Raw genomic sequence first — 21,130 nt, forward strand, 5'->3', positions numbered from 1 at the left:
GGCGTGATGCCCTAGGATCAGAGGGCGCTCCCGAAAGCCGATGAATACAGCCTCAAACAATCATTAACTACAGAGTGTTTATGCCCGCCAGGGGCGTGTAGCCGTTTTTCCACACTCGAACAGGAATGCTCCTTCCTGCATGCGAGACACCTTCTGACTTCTTCCTGAATACCGCCTCGGTATGGTTTCCCTCCTGCATTTTCAGGTCGCCCGACCGAGGCCATTGCACTGCACCACCCACCTTGTGGGAGCGGGCTTGCCCCGCGATGCGTAGCCACCAGGCGACCTCCTTTCCAGCAAGGAGCGCCAAACCAAATGGCAACCACCCCCGGCAAGGCCAGCCCTTCAGGCAAGGGCATTTTACAAGTAGCGATCACACCACTCGCCGAAATCCAGGCCAAGGACGTCGGCCGTGGCGCCGCCGTGTTCGACGCCTGGCTGCGGGAAGTCAGTGCCGGCCATGCCACCCTTGAGCGCCTCAAAGCCGTCGCCGGCAATGTGCCGGTGGCGGGCAACAGCATCGCCCTGATCGAAGTACTGGGCGCTATCGCTACCCTGGCTCGCAGCAAGGGGCCCGACCCGCTCGACTGCGCCACCTTTGCCCTCAACTTGATCGGCCTGGTCACCTCGCCCGCCAGTGAGGCGCCGGCGCGCATGAGCTTGCGGCCGATGCTGTTGTTCGTGCGCCAGGAGGGCAAGCAGGTGCTCGGCGATGCCTCGGTCGAACTGCTGGCCGGCCACCTCAACGCCGATATCGTCGGCAGCCTTGATAATTTCGTCACCCAGGCCGCCGGCAAACTCAAGGGCATCCTCGCCGAGGCCGCCACACTCGGCGAGCAGATCATCCTCGACATTGCCAGCGGCCTAGCCACCCTGGCCGAAGGCGCCGGCCCAAAACACGCCCGCCCGGCATCCGCCACGAACAGCGCGCTGATGCACAACCCGCTGGCCACGCTCGACAACTACCTGGCCGGTGCTTTCAGCGCCTACAAGCACGCTGGCAAGGGTATGACCAGCGCCAATGTCAGCCCCACCCTCAGCGCTACGGCCAAGGCCGAACTGCTGGCCCACAGCGCGCACCTGCGCACCTTGGCGCCTCTGGTGCGCGGCATGATCCTCAAGCTGGGCGATGCCAGCAGCCCCGGCTCCATCGAGGCCCTGAGTCAGACCCTGGCCAGCAGCGTCAAACAGTGGCGCCAACGCAACCCCCAGGTGGTGGTGGCCAACATCAAGCCAGGCGGCACCAGCAAGGCCCGCCACCAGCTGGCCGAAGGCAAGCTGGAAACCCAGAAAGAGCAGGCGCCCGCGTCCCAGGCCGCCAACCCGTGCAAGAACGGCGCCCCGGCCAACACCTGCAACAGCATCAACTTCGCCCTGGGCAGCGAGACCCTGCAGCACACCGATTTCAGCCTGCCCGGCCCGTTCCCCATCACCTGGACCCGCACATACCACTCGCGCCTGGCCGCCCTCGACAGCGGCAGCCTCGGCGCCCGCTGGATCACCGCCTTCACCACCTGCATCGATGTGCAGGACGATGGCCTGCTGCTGCACGATATCGACGGCCGCAGCCACGCCTACCCACTGCCCAAGGTCGGCAAAACCCATTACGACGCGGTCGAGTACCGTGGCCTGACCCGCACCACCGACACCCAGCTCATCCTCTCGCGCGGGCAGGAACGCCACGAGACCTACGAGCGCGTCGGCGAGCGCTTCCACCTGGTGCATATCGTCATGCGCAACGGCGTCGGCGCGATGTTGCACTACGAGCACAGCCACAACGGCCGCCCGGTGCTGTCGGACATCAACACCTACGCCGACAACGACCCGTCCAAAGTCCACCTGCAACTGGGCACGCTGCTCGATGACCACGGCCATATCCAGGGCCTGTGGCAGGTGGTCGACGGCAAGCCGCTGCGCCAGCTGTGCGCCTACCACTACGACGACCAGGGCGACCTGATCGCCGCCCAGGATGAACACGGCGCCGCCTGGCGCTACCAGTACCAGCACCACCTGATCACCCGCTACACCGACCGCACCGAGCGCGGCCTGAACCTGGAATGGGACGGCAGCGGCCCGCACGCCCGGGCGATTCGCGAATGGGCCGACGACGGCAGCTTCGAAACCCGCCTTACGTGGGACGAGCACATCCGCCTGACCACCGTGACCGACGCCCACGGCGGCCAGACCCGCCACTACTACGACGCCGAAGGCTACACCTACCGCATCCAGCACGCCGACGAGCGCTCGGAGTGGCTGTTCCGCGACGCCCGCAAGAACGTGATCCGCCACCTGCACGCCGACGGCAGCCAGGATCGCTACACCTACGATGAGCGCAGCAACCGCCTGCAGCACATCCGTGCCGACCACAGCGTGGTGCACTACGCCTACGACGACAAGGACCAGCTGATCAAGATCAGCGATGCCGAAGACGGCCTGTGGCTGCGCGGCTACGACGATGCCGGCAACCTGGTCGAAACGGTCGACCCGCTGGGCAACAAGACCGAATTTGCCTATACCTCGACGGGATTGTTGAAGGCGATCAAGGACGCCAACGGCAACGAGAAGAAGCTGGCGTACAACGACGCCGGGCAACTGCTCGAATACACCGACTGCTCCGGCAAGACCAGTCAATGGGCGTACGACGAACTGGGGCGTCTGGTGCAGACCAGCAATGCGCTGGGGGAGAGCATCCAGTACGCCTACAAGGCAGGGCAGTTGAGCAAGGTCACCCATGCGGACATGACCGAAGAGCGCTTCGAGCGCGATGCCGAAGGCCGGCTGCTGGCCCATGTCGATGCGCTGGACCGGTCTACTACCTGGAGCTATACCCATGCTGGGTTGCCAAGTGAGCGTGTTGATGCAGCGGGGTACACGTTGCGCTACCACTGGGACAAGCTAGGTCGATTGGTCTGCCTGGACAACCAGAACGGAAGTAGAGCGACATTCTGCTATGACCTGGTCGGACGCTTGTCGCAGGAAACCGGTTTCGACGGTTTGGCTAGGCACTATCGGTATGACGTGCATACCGGGCGGCTGGCGTTCACGCAGGTTGGCCAGCGTCGCGTAACCATGCGTTTCGATCGTATGGGCCGACTGATCGAACGTACTGCCGGCCTGGGTGAACAGGTGGAATCGGAGCATTATGCCTACGACGGCAATGGCCAACTGCTCCAGGCCCGCAATGCCGTCAGCATGTTGCAATGGTTCCATGACGAAGCCGGCAACATGGTCCGCGAGCACCAGCATTATCTGGGTATCGGCACACCCATGGTTGCCGTCTGGCAGCATGAATACGATGCGTTGAACCAGCGTGTGGCAACCATCCGGCCCGATGGCCACAAGGTCAGTTGGTTGACTTACGGTAGCGGCCATGTCGCTGGCATGACGCTCGATCATCACGAAATGCTCGCCTTCGAGCGTGACGACTTGCACCGCGAAATTGTCCGTCACCAAGGCAACAAACTCATGCACAAACAGCAGTGGACTCTGCGGGGAAGGCCGCAAGAGCAATTGATTGGCGGTGCCGATGGCGAATCTGTCCTGCTCAAACGGGAGTATCAGTACGACACGGTCGGCCAACTGACCGGTATCCGCGATACGCGTCGTGGGCAATTGGCTTACCAATACGACCCGCTTGGCCGGCTGCTGCAGGCCGCCAGCCGTTTAGGCGTTGAAACTTTCGCGTTCGATCCCGCGGGCAACCTCATTGACGAAGCCCAACAACTCAATCGCCCTCTGGAAGAAAAGGCCAGCCATGGGAAGCTGATGGACAACCGCTTGCGCGAATACGGCGGTGTCCATTTCAAATATGACGAGCGCGGCAACCTGATTCACCGGCTGCAAGAGGGCAAGCATGCTCATCTGACCTGGGACTTGTTCGATCGCCTGACGCACTACAACGATGACCGGCTCAAGGTCGACTACAGCTATGACGCGCTGGGGCGCAGGTTGCACAAGCATTCCGTTGCCCATTACTGGGATAGGCCTGAAGCCGGTACTGGCTGGAACCAGATGCAGCGAGCCAAACGACAGCGCGAGTTGAAATGCGGCTTCACGCTGTTCGGCTGGGATGGCAACGCGCTTGCCTGGGAGAGTTCCCCGCCACGTGACGACAGTGATACCGGCAGGACCGTGCACTACCTATATCTGCCAGGCAGTTTTGTGCCGGTGGCCCAAGCGGTGCGCAATGGTCCGGTTCGCCTGCACAAGCAACCAGACTGGAATGGCCGTGAATATGATTTTGACCAAGACCCTCTGTGGCACACCGAAGTGAAGCCTCAAACGTTCGACAGCATGTACTGGTACCAATGTGATCATCTGGGTACGCCGATGGAGTTGACGGATGAGGAAGGGCGTGTGGTGTGGGCGGCACGTTACACGGCTTGGGGAGATCTTGCCGATTTGCAGGATGGTCAAGATGCTATTGGCGCAGTGAGGAACCCGATACGCTTCCAGGGACAGTATCAAGATCACGAGACAGGGCTGCATTACAACCGGTTCCGCTATTACGATCCGAGGAGTGCTCGTTACGTATCGGAGGATCCGGTCGGGTTCATGGGTGGACTGAATGCATACGAGTATATCGGTGGAGATCCCGTAAGCGGTAATGATCCGTTGGGGCTGGCGCCGTGGGAATTGAATGGGGATGGCGACACCAGCATATGCACGTATTACGATTTTCGGTCTTGTGAGACTACAGGTGATCTAAGTAGTTACTACCAAACCGCTGCGAAGATATGCCGTGGGGGACGAACAGATGTGAATTTCGTGCTAGGAGCAGGTGTATTAAATGCATGGATTTGGGGTGGGCAGGATTCGAGTGCTGAAATTTCCGACAAGATCAGACGTAGTTTGATAGCCAGTGATAAAGCAGAGGTGGCAGTGCATGGGGTAAATGGCGTGACAGGAAATGCCATCGATGCTTATCATGACAAGGCATTCGGTGAGGCGGGACTGGGAACTCGTTTTTATGGAGGTAATATCTGGTTTCAAGGCATTTCACCTAACCCGGTTCCTTTTGATTCGGAGGGGAAATTCAGGTTCGATCCACGGCGTTTACTTCCTGCTGGAGATAGCCGTGAGTCTTTGGGTTGTTTAAAGGATTGAATTTAAAAGGATTGAGTTTATGAAATGGATCAATTGCTTGTTGCTGTTGAAGTTGGCTTTTTTTGCCTTATTGCTTCTTATTTATTTTTTGTTTTGCTATATCTCCCTGAAGGTTGGTGGCGGGGCTGATGTTCTCAGCTTTATTCGGCATGTAGTGCTGGTCACTGGATTGGTGCCTTTGCTTGCGTGGCTGATTTTGATTTTTTTTGCAGTTCCTCCGATTTTTATCAGGCTGGTCATTTTTGTTGTAGTGTTGATGGTATACCACTATTTCCTATTTGCGGTATCGGCACATTATGATGGGCTTTATTATTGGAGTGTTCAATTGGGTGAGGTGTTGATTTTCCTTTTGATGGTGCGAGTCGTGAGAGCGAGGGCGGAAGCTGAGCGAAACACCTGAGCTCAGTATTTAAGGGTGATTTATGTGAGCATTACAAGAGGGTGAGAGAGATCTGTCGCGGGAATGATTTTGTTGTTAATAGGGCTATTGCAGTCGGTCTTGCTAGTGCCTGGATTCGTGGAGTTGCATCAGCATCAAAAGCCGATGTGTATGATGTCATCAGGAATAGTCTGATTGCTAGTGACAAAGCAAAGGCGAGCACCCATGGCTCCAATGGCGTAACGGGGACTATGATTGATACATACCATGATTAAGCATTTGATGCGGCAGGGATTGGCGCGGGGTTCTATGGTGGGAATATATGGCCACAAAATATAGCACCTAACCCTGTCCCGTTTGACCCAGACGGTAAGCTACGTTTTGATCCTCGCAGACTGTTGTCTGAGACAAGCGAAAGTAAGTCGGTAGGTTGTTCGAAAAATTGAATGACCGAATTGAAAATTATGTGGTTGCTTAGCGTTGTCAAGGTGGTTGTGGCGATCCCATTTGTGTTGGCTTATATGTTTCTTTGCTATGTTGGGCTTGTGGGGGGCGACCTTCGAGTTTTGTTGATGTCGTGTTTTATGTGTTTTTGATAAATGGGCTTATTCCTTTTATTTCGTGGCTGGCTTTGATTTTTGCATCGAGCAGCACTGCTTTTGTAAGGCTACTTATTTTTCTATTGCTATTACTGCATTTCATTACGTTGTTGCTGTTTTTGGTGCGCATGGGCATTTTCTTTATTGGCGGCTTCAACTTGCTGAAATGGCAGCTATGTGGTTGTTGGTTTGTTTGATTAAAGGGTGGCGCCTATTTGTGTTTGCGGGGCGATAACTAATGGTGCCTAGTGGGTTTATTTGTGTGCTCTTTTTGGGGGCGAACAGAGAAAAGGACAGATTCATTTTTTTCGCTCTAATTGCTGCCTGCGCGGAGCCGAAGGGGACACGAAACTCAGGCGATGACGGCTGAAGAGCTCAGTACGATTCGATAGGCCATCCAACGAGAAAACTGACCTGCAACAGTCGTTTCGTGGGCGATCCTATGCGAATCACCGGAAAATGTATCGTGCAGATGAAGCAGGGTAGGCGGAAATTAGAGTAGAGAAAAACAGTCCATCCCGGTTTATGGAGGAATATATGGTTTCAAGGTGTACCTCCCAATCCTATTTCTTTGATGCTGACGGTAAGCTCAAATATGATCTGCGACGATTGATGCCTGGCGCTAGTGACTCAGAGTCGCCAGGCTGTGCTAAGAAATAATTTTCTAGAGATCTCTGAAGGTGGTTTGTTGTGTTGAAGGCATTAAGGTTTTTCCTTGCGATTCCGCCGATTCTGGTTTATGTGCTTTTCTGTTATTTAGCGACACGGGGAGGAGAGCTCACTTTGCTTCAAATATTAAGGCATGTGATTCTTGTTACCGGGCTCGTGCCTCTCTGCTCGTGGCTACTGGTGATATTCAAGAGCACTTCAGCTACGATTGTAAAATCGTTTATTTTTGCCATTTTGATAACGATGTATCATGTTTTTCTTTTCGCAGTCTCCGCGCATCGCGATGGACTTCATTATTGGGGGGTTCAGCTTGTTGAATTGTTGGCTTTGTTCGCATTTGTAAGATTTATTCGCAAGGGTCTAATTGATTAAGGTGGTCTAATCGATATCGTTAAGAGAGGGCGGAGTGCTAGATCCTGGCGCGAAGCCGCTGAAGTCAAATCTAGGGTTTCTCCGATCAAGTCAGCACAGGCCATCTCACCTGTGCTGAAATAGCCCTTCGTCCAACTGACCACTCTATTTGCCCTGTCGAATCTCTGGATGGTACGCCGGCAATTAAAGGCTGTAACACTGGATGCCCTGACGCCAGCCCTAGGGTCTGTGTGAAAAGTCTTGAGACGAAGGTCAGGCAAGGCGAAAACAGCCGAGGAAGCGGAGTTTACGGGTTGTAAATGAGCATTCCGAGGCTGTTTTCAACGCAGCATCACCGAGTATCAAGGCTTTTCACACAGAGCCTAGTAGGCCGCCAAGCGTACGTCGACACAATTGCAGCGCCTAGAAAATCGAGCGCCGCCCGCGCGGCGCATCGCTGGCAAGTCGCAGCGGCGAACCGCAGCTCCCACATTTGTTTCGGGCCAAATATTCCTGTGAAAGTACCGGCGCCAGCCTTGGCGCAAGGCTTGAGTCAGGTGGGGCGGCAGAGGTGCCTGCCGAGATTCCACGTCAATGCGCGCCGCTCACCCCCGCCGCAACCACTCGATAAACTGCGCAAACAACTCCGACTGCGAATTGACCTCCAGCTTCAGATACAGGTTCTTGCGGTGCATGCGCACCGTCTCCGGTGAGATCCCCAGTTCATGGGCGGTGGACTTCACCGAATGCCCCTGCAACACCATCTGCGCCACTTCCCGCTCACGCTCGGTCAGCACCCCACAACCAAAGCTGTCGAACGCCGCCTGCACGCTGCCCTTGGCCTCCGGTTGCTGCGCCAGCCCGTGCCGGGCAAAGCGCAGCAGCAGTTCGCGCACCATCGGCTCGACCGCCTGCAGCAGGTGCAGTTGCTCGATACCCAGCCGGGCACCGCTGCAGCCTTGAAACAGGCTGAGGGAAATCTTGCTGTCATTCTCCAGGTCGACGATGAAGTAGCTGTCCTCGCTGCAACCGGTGCCCAGGTAGTAGGCCTTGTAGTAGTCACTGTCGAAGAAGTTGTCCGGGGCGATGTCCTCAAGGTGGTAGAACCCCTGGGCCAGGCCCTTCTGCACCGCCAGGCAAAAGGGATCGAGCAGGTAGCCGGCGGCGAAATAGCGTTCCAGCACCGCCTCGTGGTAACGGTCCGGAATACCCTGCTGGTACAGCAGCTGCGGCGCCTGGGCCTTGCGCTCCAGGCTGATCAGCATCGACTCGGCGCCCACCAGCTGGCTGATGGCGGCCGCCAGCCAAGCCAACGCGTCCGGGCCCTCGCTGTGGGCGAAGGCCTGTTGCAGGGCAGCGTGCCATTGCTGCAAGGCATGAAACGGCAGGCTTATTGTGGTGTTTTCGTGTGCTCGGCTCATGCCCCGCAGTCTACCGGCCGGGGCATGGGCGCGCACCTGTGGCGGCAGGTGGGTCATTGGCCGTGGTACAGGCCCTGTTCGGCCAGCTCCCGCGCGGCATCGAGGATGCAGCTGCGCAGGGTGTCGACGATCTGGTCCACCTGGGCGTGGGTGATGATCAGCGGCGGCGACATCACGTTCAGGTGCATGATCGGCCGCACCAGCAAGCCCTTGGCCTGGGCCCGCACATGGATACGCTCGCCGATGTTCACTGCATCGGGGAACAGCGCCTTGGTCTGCTTGTTGCTCACGAACTCGACGCAGGCCATCAGCTTCATGCAGCGCACCTGGCCCACCAGCGGCAGGTCGGCCAGGGTCTGCAACTGCTGCTCCAGGTAGCTGCCGACATCGTTCACATGGGCCAGCAGGTTTTCCCGCTCGATGATCTCGATGTTCTTCAGCGCCGCCACGCAGCACACCGGGTGCCCGCTGTAGGTGAAACCGTGGGTGAAGCAGCGGCCCTTGCCGGGTTCGGCGATCACCTTCCACAGGCGCTCGGAGAAGATGCAGGCGCCCAGCGGCAGGTAGGCCGAGGTCAGGCCCTTGGCGGTGGTGATGATATCGGGCGTGACGCCGAACAAGGCCTCGGACGCGAAGAAAGTACCCAGCCGGCCGAACGAGGTCACCACTTCGTCGGCGACGAACAGGATGTCGTAGGTCTGGCACACCTGCCACATGCGCTGGAAGTACCCTTCGGGCGGGATGATCACCCCGCCCGAGCCCATGATCGGCTCGGCGAAGAAGGCGGCGACGTTGTCGGCGCCCAGCGAGAGGATCTTGTCCTCGAACTCGGCCACCAGGAAGTCGAGGAACTCGGCCTCGTCCATGTCGTCGGCGGCCCGGTAGAAGTTGGGGTTGGACACGTGGTGAATCAGCTCGTGGGCGTAGTCGAACTCCGGCACCCGGTCGGCGGCCTTGTTGCCGATCGACATGGTCAGGCAGGTGGAGCCGTGGTAGGCGTTGTAGCGAGCGATCACGTGTTTCTTGTGCGGCTTGCCGCGGCAGTTCTGGTAGTACTGGATCAGCCGGTAGGCGGTGTCTACCGCGGTGGAGCCGCCGGTGGTGAGGAACACATGGTTGAGGTCGCCCGGCGCCAGGCTGGCAAGTTTCTCGCACAGTTCAATGGCCTTGGGGTTGGCCATGTCGGAGAACGGGTTGGAATAGGCCAGTTGGCGCACCTGGTCGGCGATGGCCAGGGCCATTTCCTCGCGGCCCAGGCCGATGTTGGTGCACCACATGCCGCCGACGGCATCGAGGAAGCGGTTGCCCTCGGTGTCCTGGATGTAGGCGCCTTCGCCGGCCTGGATGTTCAGCGCGCCCTGCTCGGCGTGCTCGTCGAACACATGGTAGCCGTGCATGTAATGAGCCTTGTCGGCCTGCACCAGGCGGTCGTTGTCAACGGTGGCGGCCAGCTTGCGAATGGGGGTAGCCATGAGCGGTTCCTTGTCGAAGCGATACGGTGAAAGGTGTCAGATGCCGGTCTTGACCGTGCTCCAGACCCGGGTGATGGCGCGCATGGCCTGCGGGTCCTGGGCTTTCTGGGTGAACAGGCGTTCGCGGGTCTGGTCGTCCGGGTAAATCGCCGGGTCATTGCGGATATCGGCCTGCACCAAAGGCGTGGCGGCAGCATTGCTGTTGGCGTAGTGGATGTAGTTGGTCACCTCGGCCATGGTCTTGGGTTGCAACAAGTATTCGATGAAGCGATGGGCATTGGCCGCATGCGGGGCATCGCTGGGCAGGTAGAGGCTGTCGAACCAGATCAGCGAGCCTTCCTTGGGGATGAAGAACGCCAGGTTGATGTCCTTCTTCGCTTCCACCGCGCGGGCCTGGGCGGTGGCGTAGTCGCCGGACCAGGTCAGGGCCATGCACACGTCACCGTTGGGCAGGCTGGTGAGGTAGTTCACCGAGTCGAACTTCTTGATGAACGGGCGGATGCCCAGCAGGACGTCCTGGGCCGCCTTCAGGTCGGCGGGGGCGGCGCTTTTCGGGTCTTTGCCGAGGTACTTGAGGGCCAGCGGAATGACTTCGCTGGGGGCGTCCATCAGGGTCACGCCGCAGTCGGCGAAGCGCGAGACGATCTTGGGGTCGAACAGCATGGCCAGCGAGCCGATGGGCGCGTCGGGCATGCGCTGCTTGATCTTGTCGACGTTGTAGGTGATGCCCGAGCTGCCCCAGGTGTAGGGCGCCGAATAGATCATGCCGGGGTCGTAGGCTTGCATGCTCTGCAGCACATGCGGGTCGAGGTTGGCCCAGCTGGGCAGCTTGGCCTTGTCCAGCGGCTGGAACACCTTGGCCTTGATCAGCGGCGGTACCAGGGAGGCGTTGAGCATCACCAGGTCGTAGCCGGAGCGGCCGGTGAGCAGTTTGGTCTGCACCGTTTCGTAGCCGTCGAAGGTGTCGTAGATCACCTTGATGCCGGTTTGCTTCTCGAAATCGGCGAGGGTGTTTTCGCCGATGTAGTCGGTCCAGTTGTACAACCTGAGTGTGTTGCCGTTGTCCGCTTCGCCGGCCAGGGTGGCGGTGGCGGTACAGCACAGCAACAGACTGGAAATCACCTTGAATGCCTTGCGCATAGCAACTCCATCATGTGATCAGGATCGGCTCGGGTGAGCGGATGGGGTAACTATCGGGGGGATTGCGGGTGGGGGCTATAACCCGAATGGGTGGGGGGCGATGCGATTTTGTGTCGGGCCAACAAGGCGGACAGCGGAGATGCCACAGGCATGACTGGCCCGAAACAAACTGTGGGAGCGGGTTTACCCGCGAAGCGCCGCGCGGGCGGCGCTCGATCTCATGGGCGCTGCAAGAACACCGGCGGACACCTGGTGGCCCTCACTCGATATCCCGCCATGCACTTGGAGGCCATCACCGAATCCCGATTTTCCAAGGTCGATAGTGTGAAACCCAATCGCCAGTCTTGAGTCCGTATGAGGGCCGCCAGGTGCATGCCGGCAGTCTTGCAGCGCTCTCAAGATCGAGCGCCGCCCGCGCGGCGCTTCGCGGGTAAACCCGCTCCCACAGTTTGTTTCGGGCCAATTACTCCTGTTGTTTCACCACTGCCTGCCCTGTTGGCATGGCGCGATTTCTCGGTGGGCGCGGCTATTGCTGCGCCAAGGGATACAGCGCGTCGTCAAATTGCTCCAGGCGCGGGAACACCATCGGCAGATCATCCGAAAGCTGCTCCAGGCGCTGCTGGTAACTGCGCAGGAAATCCTTGCGCGCTTCATCACTGATATACGGCACATGCCACGCCACGAACGGCTCCAGCACCTCGAAACCGACATAGGCCAAGGTGCCGCGCAGAATCGGCCGCAGCATGTCTTGCAGCGGCCCATGGATCGCCCCTTCGCCAAACATGTGCTCACGCCCGCCCAGGGTCACGGTGACCAGCGCCCGCTTGCCCGCCAACCCGCCCTGGTCATAGAAACGCTTGCCGCCGTAGCACACCCCCGACACCAGCACCCGGTCGATCCAGCCCTTGAGCATTGCCGGCGCCGAGAACCAGAAGATCGGGAAGTTCAGCACCAGCAGGTCGGCCCACAGCAGCTTGTCCAGCTCCTGCTGGATATCCGCCGCGATGGACCCGCTCTTCACCCCCAGCCGTTGCTCCAGCGCATACACCAGGTACTCCGGGTTTTCCCGGTGGCTGAAGTCTTCGGCGCTGGCCACCGGGTTCCAGCCCATCGCGTACAGGTCACTCACCTGCACCTCATGGCCCTGGGCGCGGAAGGTCTCGGCCGCCTGGTCACGCAGCGCGGCAGTGAAGGATTGCGGCTCGGGATGAGCGTGAACGATCAGTACTTTCATGGATGTTCCTTAAACGGTTTCCAGGGGGGATTCGGTTTTGCGGGCCGCCAGCAAACGGTCGAGCCAGTCGGGGTCCATCTCCGGCTCGCAGGAGAACAGCAAGCCGGTGTAGTCGCGGTACGGCGGCCGGAAGATCGCTTCGCGGCTGCCGTGGTCGACCACCCTGCCCCGCTGTATCACCAGCACCTCGTCGGCGATGGCGCGCACGGTGGCGACGTCGTGGGTAATGAACAGGTAGGCCACGCCCAGCTCGCGCTGGATGCGGTCGAGCAGCTTCAGCACGCCCTCGGCCACCAGCTGGTCAAGGGCCGAGGTCACTTCGTCGCAGATGATCAGTTGCGGCTCGGCCGCCAGCGCCCGGGCGATGCAGATCCGCTGCTTCTGCCCGCCGGACAGTTCGCGTGGCAGGCGATCCATGTACTTGGTCGGTTCCAGGTCGATCATGCGCAGCAGCTCGGCGACCCGCTCGCGCAGCGCCTTGCCCTTCAAACCCAGATAGAAACTCAGCGGCCGGCCAATGATGTCGACGATGCGCTGGCGTGGATTGAGCGCGGTGTCGGGGATCTGATAGATCATCTGGATACGCCGCAGCTGCTCCTTGCTGCGCTGGCGATAGTCCGCCGGCAGCGCTTGCCCCTCATACAGCACCTGGCCCGAGGTCGGCTGCAGCAGGCCGCTGATCAAGCGTGCCGTGGTGCTCTTGCCACTGCCGGACTCGCCGATCACCGCCAGCGTCTGGCCGCGATACAGCTTCAGCGAGACATCGTGCAGCACCGGCTGATGGCCATAACTAGCATCGACCTGGCGCACTTCCAGCAGCGGTTGTTCATGGCTGGGGCATGCCTTGGCAGAGGTATGGAAATTGCGCACCGCCCACAGCGATTGGGTGTAGGCCTGCTGCGGCGCACTGAGCATGATGCGGGTCTGCGCCTCTTCCACCAGGCTGCCATGGCGCAGCACCATGATCCGGTCGGCCATCTGCGCCACCACCGCCAGGTCGTGGCTGATGTACAGCGCGGCACTGCCGAAAGTCTTCACCGCATCGCGGATCGCCGCCAGCACCTCGATCTGGGTGGTGACGTCCAGCGCCGTGGTCGGCTCGTCGAAAATGATCAGGTCCGGGTGGCAGGCCATGGCCATCGCCGTCATCACCCGCTGCAGCTGGCCGCCGGACAACTGGTGCGGGTAGCGCTGGCCGATGCGCTCGGGGTCGGGCAGGCGCAGGATGCGGTACAGCTCGACCGCCTCGGCCTCGGCCTGGGCGCGGTCGATGCTGCCGTTGATCACGGCGGTTTCCACATGCTGGTCGATCAGCCGGTGCGCCGGGTTGAACGAGGCCGCCGCGCTCTGCGCCACGTAGGCGATGCGCAGGCCGCGCAGCTTGCGCAGGGTGTCGGCGCTGGCCTGGAGCAACTCGATGCCATCGAAGCACACGCTGCCGCCGGTGATCCGGCAACCGTCGCGCACATAGCCCATGGCGGCCAGGCCCAGCGTGGACTTGCCGGCCCCGGACTCGCCGATAAGGCCCAGTACCTCACCGCGCTTGAGGGTCAGGTCGATGCCTTTGATCAGCGGGTGCCAGGCGTTTTCGTAGTGGCCTTCGATACGCAGGTCACGGATCGTCAACAAGGTGTCTTGGCTCATGTTCAGCACTCCTTCAGGCCACTGGACAGATGCAGCACCCAGTCGACGACAAAGTTCACGCTCACGGTGATCAACGCCACCGCCAGCGCCGGCAGCAGCGGGCTGACGTCACCAAAGGTGATCAGCACCGCGTTGTCGCGCACCATGCTGCCCCAGTCGGCAGTCGGCGGCTGGATACCCAGGCCGAGGAACGACAAGGCGCTGATGAACAGGAAGACGAAGCAGAAGCGCAGGCCAAACTCGGCGATCAAGGGCGCCGCGGCGTTGGGCAGCACTTCCCGGCTGACCAACCACCACAGCCCCTCCCCGCGCAACCGCGCGGCCTCGACGAAGTCCTGCACCACCACGTTCATGGCCACCGCCCGCGCCAGGCGGAACACCCGGGTGGCGTCCAGCAGCGCGATCACCAGCACCAGCGAGGTGGCCGTGGTGCCGACTACGCTGAGGATCAGCAAGGCGAAGATCAGTTGCGGGATGGCCATCAGGATGTCCACCACCCGTGACAGGCCCTGGTCGATCCAGCCGCCCTTGATGGCCGCGACCAGCCCGCACAGGCCACCCAGCAGAAACGCCAGGGTGGTGGTCAAAAAGGCGATGCCCAAGGTATTGCGGGCGCCATACAGCAGGCGGCTGAACATGTCGCGGCCGAGGTTATCGGTGCCCAGCAGGAACTCCGGGCCCCAGGGCGCGAAACCCTCGCCCACCACCTGGGTTTCGCCGTAGGGCGCCAGCAGTGGCGCGAACACCGCCACCAGCAGGTAGGCGACTATCACCAGCAGGCCGAACTTGGCGCTCAGGGGCGCGCGCAGTAAAGGTGTGATCAGGCTCATGGTCTACCCCTTCGGGTGCATCAGGCGTGGGTTGCTGGCGATCGACAGCACGTCGGCGCCGGTATTGAGCAGGATGTAGGTGCCGGCGAAGATCAGGCTGCAGGCCTGCACCACCGGGATGTCGCGCTTGGCCACCGAGTCCACCAGCAACTGGCCCAGGCCCGGGTAGACGAACACCACCTCCACCACCACCACGCCCACTACCAAGTACGCCAGGTTCAGCGCCACCACGTTGACGATCGGCGCCAGGGCGTTGGGCAAGGCGTGCCTGAAAATGATCCGTGCAGGCGATACGCCCTTTAGCCGGGCCATCTCGATGTAGGGGCTGGCCAGCAGGTTGATCAGCGAGGCGCGGGTCATGCGCATCATCTGCGCGATCACCACCAGGCTCAGGGTCGCCACCGGCAGCAGCGACACCTGCAGCACCTCACCCAGCGATGCCCCCGGCGCCAGGCTGGAGATGCCCGGCAGCCATTCGAGCTTGACCGCGAACACCAGGATCAGGATGTAGGCGACGAAGAACTCGGGGAACGACACCGCGCTCAGCGCACCGGTGTTCAGCAACCGGTCGAACCAGCTGTTGCGGTAAAGCGCCGCGAGCATGCCCAGCAGCAACGCGGTGGGCACCGAGAACAGCGCCGCCAGCAGGGCCAGGCTGAAGGTGTTGCCCAGCCGCGCGCCGACCAGCTCGACGATCGGCCGCTGGTTGGCCAGGGACACGCCCAGGTCGCCGTGCAGCAGGCGCCAGGCCCACTGCACGAAACGCTGCACGGGCGACAGGTCGAGCCCCAGTTGGGCGCGGAACGCCGCCACGGTTTCCGGGGTGGCCGACTGGCCGAGCATGGCCTGGGCGATATCGCCCGGGAGCATGCCGACGGCCAGGAAGATCACCACCGACACCGCGAACAGCGACAACAGGCCCAGGGCCAGGCGCTGCATCAGTAATTTGCCAAGGGTATTCACCATTGCACTCCTTCAACGCGCGCGAAGTTCAGGCCTGCCACCAGCGCTCGATCACCCGCAGGCCATCGAGTTCGCCGTAGGGTGCGGTCTGCCCGCCATGCACCACCCGGGTCGAGCGTGCGGCCACGGAGCTGGCGAACAGCGGCACGATCGCCCCGCCATCGTCGCGGCACAGCGCCTGCATCTCGTTGTACATCTCGCGGCGCAGCGTCTCGTTCATTTCGCCGCGGGCGGCGTTGAGCAGCTGGTTGAAGCGCGGGTTGTCCCAGTGGGTCTCGTTCCACGCCGCGCCCTTGGCGTAGCCGATGCTGAACATGCGGTCGGCGGTCAGGCTGGAGTACCAGAACGAGGTGGTGAAAGGTTGTTTCATCCAGACATTGGAGAAGAAACCATCGGCCGGCTCGCGGACCACGTCGATGTCGATCCCGGCCTGGCGCGCCTGCTCCTTGAACAGCACCGAGGCATCCACCGCGCCGCTGTAGGCGGCATCGGAGGCCTGCAGGCGCACCTTGAGGCTGTCCATGCCGGCCTGGCGCAGATAGAAACGCGCCTTGTCCGGGTCGTAGGCGCGCTGTTCCAGGGCCGGGTTGATGAAGCGGTTGGCCGGCTGCAGCGGGTGGTCGTTGCCGACCTGACCGTAGCCATACAGCACCGAGGCCAGCAGCGCCTCGCGGTTGACCGCGTGCTTGAGGGCCAGCCGCACGTTGTTGTCCTTGAACTGTGCGCTGTCGGTGAGCATCGGGAAGGTGTAGTGCTGGGCGCCCTTGGTTTCCTCGATCACCAGTTTCGGGTTGCGCTTGAGCAAGGCCACGGTCTTGAGGTCGACCTTGTTGATCACATCGACCTTGCCGGTGACCAGGGCGTTGACCCGCGCGGCGCCGTCGGCGATGGCGAGCAGTTCGGCGCTGGCGAAGTGCGCCCTGCCCGGCTTCCAGTAGTCGGGGCTGCGCTCCAGGTCCATGCGCACGCCAGGCTCGAAGCCCTTGATGCGGTAGCCGCCGGTACCGATGCCAGCCTGCCAGTCGGCCAGGCCATCTTTGGCAGGCATGATCACCAGGTGGTAGTCGGCGACCACGTAGGCGAAGTCGGCGTTGCCCGAGTGCAGTTCGAACACCACGGTGTCGGGGGCGCTGGCATGAACCTGGGCGACATCGCCCAGTACGGTCTTGGCGGCGGAGGTGGATTTCTCGCCCAGGTGGTGCTGGATCGAGGCGACCACGTCGTCGGCGGTGAGGGTCTTGCCGTTGTGGAAGGTCACGCCCTGGCGCAGGGTGAAGGTCCAGGTTTTCGCGTCCGGGCTCGAGACCCAGCGCTCGGCCAGCTCAGGGATGGCGGTGCCGTCCACGGCGATTTCGGTGAGGGTGTTGTACACCGCCGAGAAGCCGATGAAGGTGAAGGTGTCGACCCAGGAGCCCGGGTCCTTGGAGTCGGTGGTGCTGCCCCCCGCCAGGCCAAGGCGCAGGGTGCCACCGGGTTTTGGCGTGGCCTCGGCGGCATGACCGCCCAGTGGCAGGCCGAGGGAAAACGCCCCGGCGATGGCCGCGGCGGCGGCGCTGTATTTCAGGAAGTCCCGGCGCGGCAAACCGCCGTCGAGAATGGCCTGAGGACTGTTCTTGTTGTTATCGCTCATGCATGTGCCCCTGTTGAACCGCAAGGAATTGTTGTTCGGTCAAAGCGGAGTGCGTAGAAGCTGTGTATTATTTGTAATTGTTACCGTAACAAATACATTAGCGGCACGACAAGCTGTTTTCCAAAGGGCCCGAGCAGGGCAATTTTCATCGTGTAACATGAGCGTTTTCGCAGGGAGCCACTTCCTCCATGAGCCAGTCGACCCGCCTGATCACGGCTTCGTACATTCTCTCGTTCGTGGCGGCCAATGCCCCGCAGAAGCTGCGCACCGAGACCATCGCCAAGTGGGTGAAAGTGCACCCCACCCGCGTGCGCGGGCTGGTGTCGCAGATGGTCAAGGCCGATATCCTCACCTCGTACCGCGGCGCCCAGGGCGGCGTGACCCTGGCCCGCCCACCGCAGCAGATCACCCTGCGCGAGGTGTATGACGCGGTGCAGGAAAGCTCGCTGATCGCCGAGAAGATCGACAACCCGTTCGCCGGGCTGGAGGATCACTGCAAGGTGTTCGAGGTGTTCACCCGGTTGTTTGCGATGCTGGAGCAGAACATGCGGTTGGACTTGGGGGCGATCACCGCGGATCAGCTATTTGTGGCGTTTGATACCCCGCAGGAGCAGGTTGTGTAGCAGCAGGCTTCAAAGCCCACCCAGCAATCACGCCAGGCAAACAAGGCGGACAGAGATGAAATCACAGGAGTAACTGGCCCGAAACAGATGTGGGAGCTGGCTTGCCAGCGATGCGCCGCGCGGCCGGCGCTCGATCTCACAGGCGCTGCAAAACCACCGGCAGGCAGATAGTAGCCCTCACCCAATATCCCGCCATGCACCTGCCGGCCACTATCGAATCTTGATTTCCCAGGGCCAGTGGTGTGGCGCCCAAGGAGCTGTCTTGAAATCGCATGTGGGCCACCAGGTGCCAGGCGACAGATTTGCAGCGCTCTTGAGATCGAGCGCCGCCCGCGCGGCGCATCGCTGGCAAGCCAGCTCCCACATCTGTTTCGGGCCAGTTATGCCTGTGAGGGTACCGCTGCCCGCCTTGGTGCATGACTTGAGCCATGCAGGTATTGGGCGTCTAAAACTGAATCGCCTTGGTTTCTACGAACTCACCCAACCCCTCCTCCCCCCATTCGCGCCCATTGCCCGACTGCTTGTACCCCCCAAACGGCGCCTGGTAATTGAACGCCCCACCATTGACGAAGCACTGCCCCGCGCGCAGTTGCCGTGCCAGTTGCAGCGCCTTGTCCCGGCTGCCGGCCCACACCGCGCTGGACAACCCGAACGGCGAATCATTGGCCAGGGCAATCGCCTCGGCCTCATCGGCATAGGGAATCAGGCACAGCACCGGCCCGAAGATCTCCTCCTGGGCGATGCGCATACGGTTGTCGACATCGGCAAAGAGCGTCGGCGGCACGTAGAACCCGCGCTCGAAGCCCGGCGCCGTTTCACCACCGCACAGCAGGCGTGCGCCCTCCTCTTGCCCGACACGGATGTAATCCTGCACCGTGCGCCGCTGCCCCGCCGAACACATCGGCCCAAGGAAGCTGCGCGGATCCTGCGGGTCGCCCATCACCAGCCCACGCACCTCGTCCACCGCGATGTCCAACGCCTCGGCATAGCGCGACGCCGGCAACAGCATGCGGGTCAGCGCGGTGCAGGTCTGTCCCGAGTTGATCATCACGTCCTGCACGCCATAACGCACGGCCGCGTCCAGGTCGGCATCGGCGCCGATCAGCAGCGGCGACTTGCCGCCCAGCTCCAGGCACACCCGCTTCACCGACGGCGCCGCCGCCTGGGAGACACGTACACCCGCGCCGGTGGAGCCGGTGAACGAGACCATGTCCACCTGCGGGTGCCGGGCCAAGGCCTCGCCCACTTTCGACCCCGGCCCACTGACCAGGTTGAACACCCCGGCCGGCAAGCCGATGGCCTCGATCATCTCGGCCAGCACAAAGGCATGCAGCGGCGTTTCCTGGCTGGGCTTGACCACCACGGTACAACCGGCCGCCAAAGCCGGCGCCAGCTTGCCGATCAGCTGGTGCAGCGGGTAGTTCCACGGGTTGATGAACGCGCACACGCCCACTGCCTCGCGGTACACCAGCGAGTTGCCGACCTCGCGCACTTCGTCCATCAACCCGGCCAGCGCGATGTACTGCTCAAGCCCGACGATCGGCCCGTCCACCTGCACTGGCCGGCACCACTGCACCGGCATGCCCAGCTCGCTGGTGATCACCGCAGCCATCTCGTCGGCGCGGGCCTTGAGCTGGTCGGCCAGGGCACGAATGAACCCGGCGCGCACGCTGGAGGGCGTTCGCGACCAGTCGGCAAACGCCCGGCGTGCCGCCTGCACCGCCCGCTCCACGTCCGCTTCGTTACCCAGCGGCACCTTGCCGGCGACCGCTTCGCTGGCCGGGTCTATCACCTCGGCCATGCCCTGCCCCAGCGGCTGCTGCCAGCGGCCATCGATGAACAAACGGCTGTACTCACGCATTGCGTTGCGCCTCCATCAGCTCGCCGGCACACAGCACGATACGCCGGCAGGCTTCGCGCAAAGGCTCTGCCCCCAGCACCAGGCCCAGGCGAATATGCCCGGCCGCGCTCGGGCCGAAGGCCTCACCGGCCAGCACCGAAACCCCATGCAGGTCGAGCAGGCGGTTGGAAAATTCCTGCGCACTGAGCCCGGTTTCGCGGATATCGACCATCACGAACATCCCGCCATCGGGCTTGAGTGCGCGCACACCCGGGCAATCCGCCAGGCACGCGCAGACCAGGTCGCGGCGCTGGCGGTAGGCTTCACGCATCGCTTCGAGCTCCGGCAGTGGCTGCTCGAGCGCAGCCACCGCGGCGTCCTGGATGAAGTCCGGCGAGCCGTACAGCATGCACAGCGCCAGGTTCTCCAGGTGCCCGGCCAGGGCCGGCGAACCCACCACCCAGCCCATCCGCCAGCCGGTCATGGCATGGGACTTGGACAGGCTGTTGAGCGTCGCCGTACGTTCGGCCATGCCCGGCAGGCTGCCGGGGCTGATGTGCTCGCCGTCGAACAGCAGCTCGCTGTACACCTCATCGCTGATCAGCCACAGGTCGTGGGCGATGCACAGCTCGGCAAGGGCTTCCCAGGTGCTGCGCGGCAAACTGGCGCCGGAGGGGTTGTGCGGGCTGTTCAGCGCCAGGGCGCGGGTACGCGGAGTGATTCGCGCTGCCACATCCTCGGGCTGCACACGGAAGCCATGCTCCGGGCGTACGGGCACAGGTACCACTTTCGCCCCACAGGCGCCGAAGACCGCTTCGTAGGTGACATACATCGGTTCGGCGACGATCACTTCATCGCCCGGCTCCAGCACGCACTGGGCCACGCAGAACAGTGCGCACTGCGCCCCCGCCAGCACCGTCACCTGGTCGGCCGTGACCGCCTGGCCGCTGCGCTGCTGGTGCCGCCGGGCGATGGCCTCGCGCAGGCTGCGCTTGCCACGCACGTCGGCGTAATGGGTGTTGCCGGCCTGCAGGCTGTCCATCGCGGCCTGGACGATAGGCGCCGGGGTGTCGAAATCCGGGTCGCCCACCGACAGCAGCAGCACGTCGCGACCCTGTTCGAGCATGGCCAGGGCGCGGTAGTGGATCTCCCAGGCGGCAGCGCCGTCACCGGCGATCCGTTGGGTCAGGGAAGAAAAACGCATGGCAAATATCCTGTTGTGCGGGATG

Annotated in this window: 13 protein-coding genes; 3 read left to right on the top strand and 10 right to left on the bottom strand. The window is 61.9% G+C overall.

Annotated features, from left to right (window positions below; all coding sequences use genetic code 11):
• Positions 1-315 precede the first annotated feature (315 nt).
• On the top strand, positions 316-5,106 hold the full coding sequence (locus tag EJA05_RS15240; protein WP_125858881.1) for an RHS repeat-associated core domain-containing protein: 4,791 nt from the start codon (positions 316-318) through the stop codon (positions 5,104-5,106).
• Positions 5,107-5,125: 19 nt separating this feature from the next.
• The gene (locus tag EJA05_RS15245) at positions 5,126-5,506 is read left to right on the top strand and encodes a hypothetical protein (protein ID WP_125858882.1); all 381 of its coding nucleotides are present in this window, start codon (positions 5,126-5,128) and stop codon (positions 5,504-5,506) included.
• A 2,203-nt stretch (positions 5,507-7,709) separates the two neighbouring features.
• Here the strand turns inward: EJA05_RS15245 and EJA05_RS15255 are convergent.
• The 8 genes from EJA05_RS15255 to EJA05_RS15290 form a co-directional block, all read right to left on the bottom strand.
• Complete coding sequence (locus EJA05_RS15255) at positions 7,710-8,525, bottom strand: helix-turn-helix domain-containing protein (RefSeq protein WP_223811829.1); 816 nt, start codon at positions 8,523-8,525, stop codon at positions 7,710-7,712.
• Between the two features lie 53 nt (positions 8,526-8,578).
• Positions 8,579-9,997: an aminotransferase gene (locus EJA05_RS15260; protein WP_125464337.1), complete on the bottom strand. Its 1,419-nt coding sequence runs from the start codon at positions 9,995-9,997 to the stop codon at positions 8,579-8,581.
• Between the two features lie 36 nt (positions 9,998-10,033).
• The gene (locus tag EJA05_RS15265) at positions 10,034-11,137 is read right to left on the bottom strand and encodes a polyamine ABC transporter substrate-binding protein (protein WP_125858885.1); all 1,104 of its coding nucleotides are present in this window, start codon (positions 11,135-11,137) and stop codon (positions 10,034-10,036) included.
• 526 nt (positions 11,138-11,663) lie between these two features.
• The gene (locus EJA05_RS15270; protein WP_125858886.1) at positions 11,664-12,371 is read right to left on the bottom strand and encodes an NAD(P)H-dependent oxidoreductase; all 708 of its coding nucleotides are present in this window, start codon (positions 12,369-12,371) and stop codon (positions 11,664-11,666) included.
• Positions 12,372-12,380: 9 nt separating this feature from the next.
• A complete protein-coding gene (locus tag EJA05_RS15275; RefSeq protein ID WP_125858887.1) occupies positions 12,381-14,015 on the bottom strand; it encodes an ABC transporter ATP-binding protein in 1,635 nt (544 codons plus the stop codon).
• A 2-nt stretch (positions 14,016-14,017) separates the two neighbouring features.
• Positions 14,018-14,845, bottom strand: coding sequence for an ABC transporter permease (locus tag EJA05_RS15280; RefSeq protein ID WP_110992877.1), 828 nt, complete (start codon positions 14,843-14,845; stop codon positions 14,018-14,020).
• Positions 14,846-14,848: 3 nt separating this feature from the next.
• Entirely contained in the window at positions 14,849-15,808 is a 960-nt protein-coding gene (locus tag EJA05_RS15285) for an ABC transporter permease (protein ID WP_110992889.1), read from the bottom strand.
• 28 nt (positions 15,809-15,836) lie between these two features.
• Positions 15,837-17,438 carry an ABC transporter substrate-binding protein gene (locus tag EJA05_RS15290; protein ID WP_125858888.1) on the bottom strand — a complete coding sequence of 534 codons (1,602 nt, stop codon included), beginning with the start codon at positions 17,436-17,438 and terminating at the stop codon, positions 15,837-15,839.
• 188 nt (positions 17,439-17,626) lie between these two features.
• Between EJA05_RS15290 and EJA05_RS15295 the strand changes: the two genes are divergently transcribed.
• Positions 17,627-18,061 carry an RrF2 family transcriptional regulator gene (locus EJA05_RS15295; RefSeq protein WP_125858889.1) on the top strand — a complete coding sequence of 145 codons (435 nt, stop codon included), beginning with the start codon at positions 17,627-17,629 and terminating at the stop codon, positions 18,059-18,061.
• Positions 18,062-18,506: 445 nt separating this feature from the next.
• Here the strand turns inward: EJA05_RS15295 and EJA05_RS15305 are convergent, their stop codons facing one another.
• Both EJA05_RS15305 and EJA05_RS15310 read right to left on the bottom strand, forming a co-directional pair.
• Positions 18,507-19,922 carry an aldehyde dehydrogenase family protein gene (locus EJA05_RS15305; protein WP_125858890.1) on the bottom strand — a complete coding sequence of 472 codons (1,416 nt, stop codon included), beginning with the start codon at positions 19,920-19,922 and terminating at the stop codon, positions 18,507-18,509.
• Positions 19,915-21,105: a pyridoxal phosphate-dependent aminotransferase gene (locus tag EJA05_RS15310; RefSeq protein WP_125858891.1), complete on the bottom strand. Its 1,191-nt coding sequence runs from the start codon at positions 21,103-21,105 to the stop codon at positions 19,915-19,917. Before EJA05_RS15310 ends, EJA05_RS15305 begins: the two co-directional genes overlap by 8 nt.
• Between the last annotated feature and the right edge of the window lie 25 nt (positions 21,106-21,130).

The organism is Pseudomonas oryziphila, assembly GCF_003940825.1.
Taxonomy (GTDB): domain Bacteria; phylum Pseudomonadota; class Gammaproteobacteria; order Pseudomonadales; family Pseudomonadaceae; genus Aquipseudomonas; species Aquipseudomonas sichuanensis.

Bases quoted from the DNA above. Each gene is read 5' to 3' on its own strand.
- EJA05_RS15240 (WP_125858881.1), top strand. From the start codon at position 316: ATGGCAACCACCCCCGGCAAGGCCAGCCCTTCAGGCAAGGGCATTTTA.
- EJA05_RS15245 (WP_125858882.1), top strand. From the start codon at position 5,126: ATGAAATGGATCAATTGCTTGTTGCTGTTGAAGTTGGCTTTTTTTGCC.
- EJA05_RS15255 (WP_223811829.1), bottom strand. From the start codon at position 8,525: ATGAGCCGAGCACACGAAAACACCACAATAAGCCTGCCGTTTCATGCC.
- EJA05_RS15260 (WP_125464337.1), bottom strand. From the start codon at position 9,997: ATGGCTACCCCCATTCGCAAGCTGGCCGCCACCGTTGACAACGACCGC.
- EJA05_RS15265 (WP_125858885.1), bottom strand. From the start codon at position 11,137: ATGCGCAAGGCATTCAAGGTGATTTCCAGTCTGTTGCTGTGCTGTACC.
- EJA05_RS15270 (WP_125858886.1), bottom strand. From the start codon at position 12,371: ATGAAAGTACTGATCGTTCACGCTCATCCCGAGCCGCAATCCTTCACT.
- EJA05_RS15275 (WP_125858887.1), bottom strand. From the start codon at position 14,015: ATGAGCCAAGACACCTTGTTGACGATCCGTGACCTGCGTATCGAAGGC.
- EJA05_RS15280 (WP_110992877.1), bottom strand. From the start codon at position 14,845: ATGAGCCTGATCACACCTTTACTGCGCGCGCCCCTGAGCGCCAAGTTC.
- EJA05_RS15290 (WP_125858888.1), bottom strand. From the start codon at position 17,438: ATGAGCGATAACAACAAGAACAGTCCTCAGGCCATTCTCGACGGCGGT.
- EJA05_RS15295 (WP_125858889.1), top strand. From the start codon at position 17,627: ATGAGCCAGTCGACCCGCCTGATCACGGCTTCGTACATTCTCTCGTTC.
- EJA05_RS15305 (WP_125858890.1), bottom strand. From the start codon at position 19,922: ATGCGTGAGTACAGCCGTTTGTTCATCGATGGCCGCTGGCAGCAGCCG.
- EJA05_RS15310 (WP_125858891.1), bottom strand. From the start codon at position 21,105: ATGCGTTTTTCTTCCCTGACCCAACGGATCGCCGGTGACGGCGCTGCC.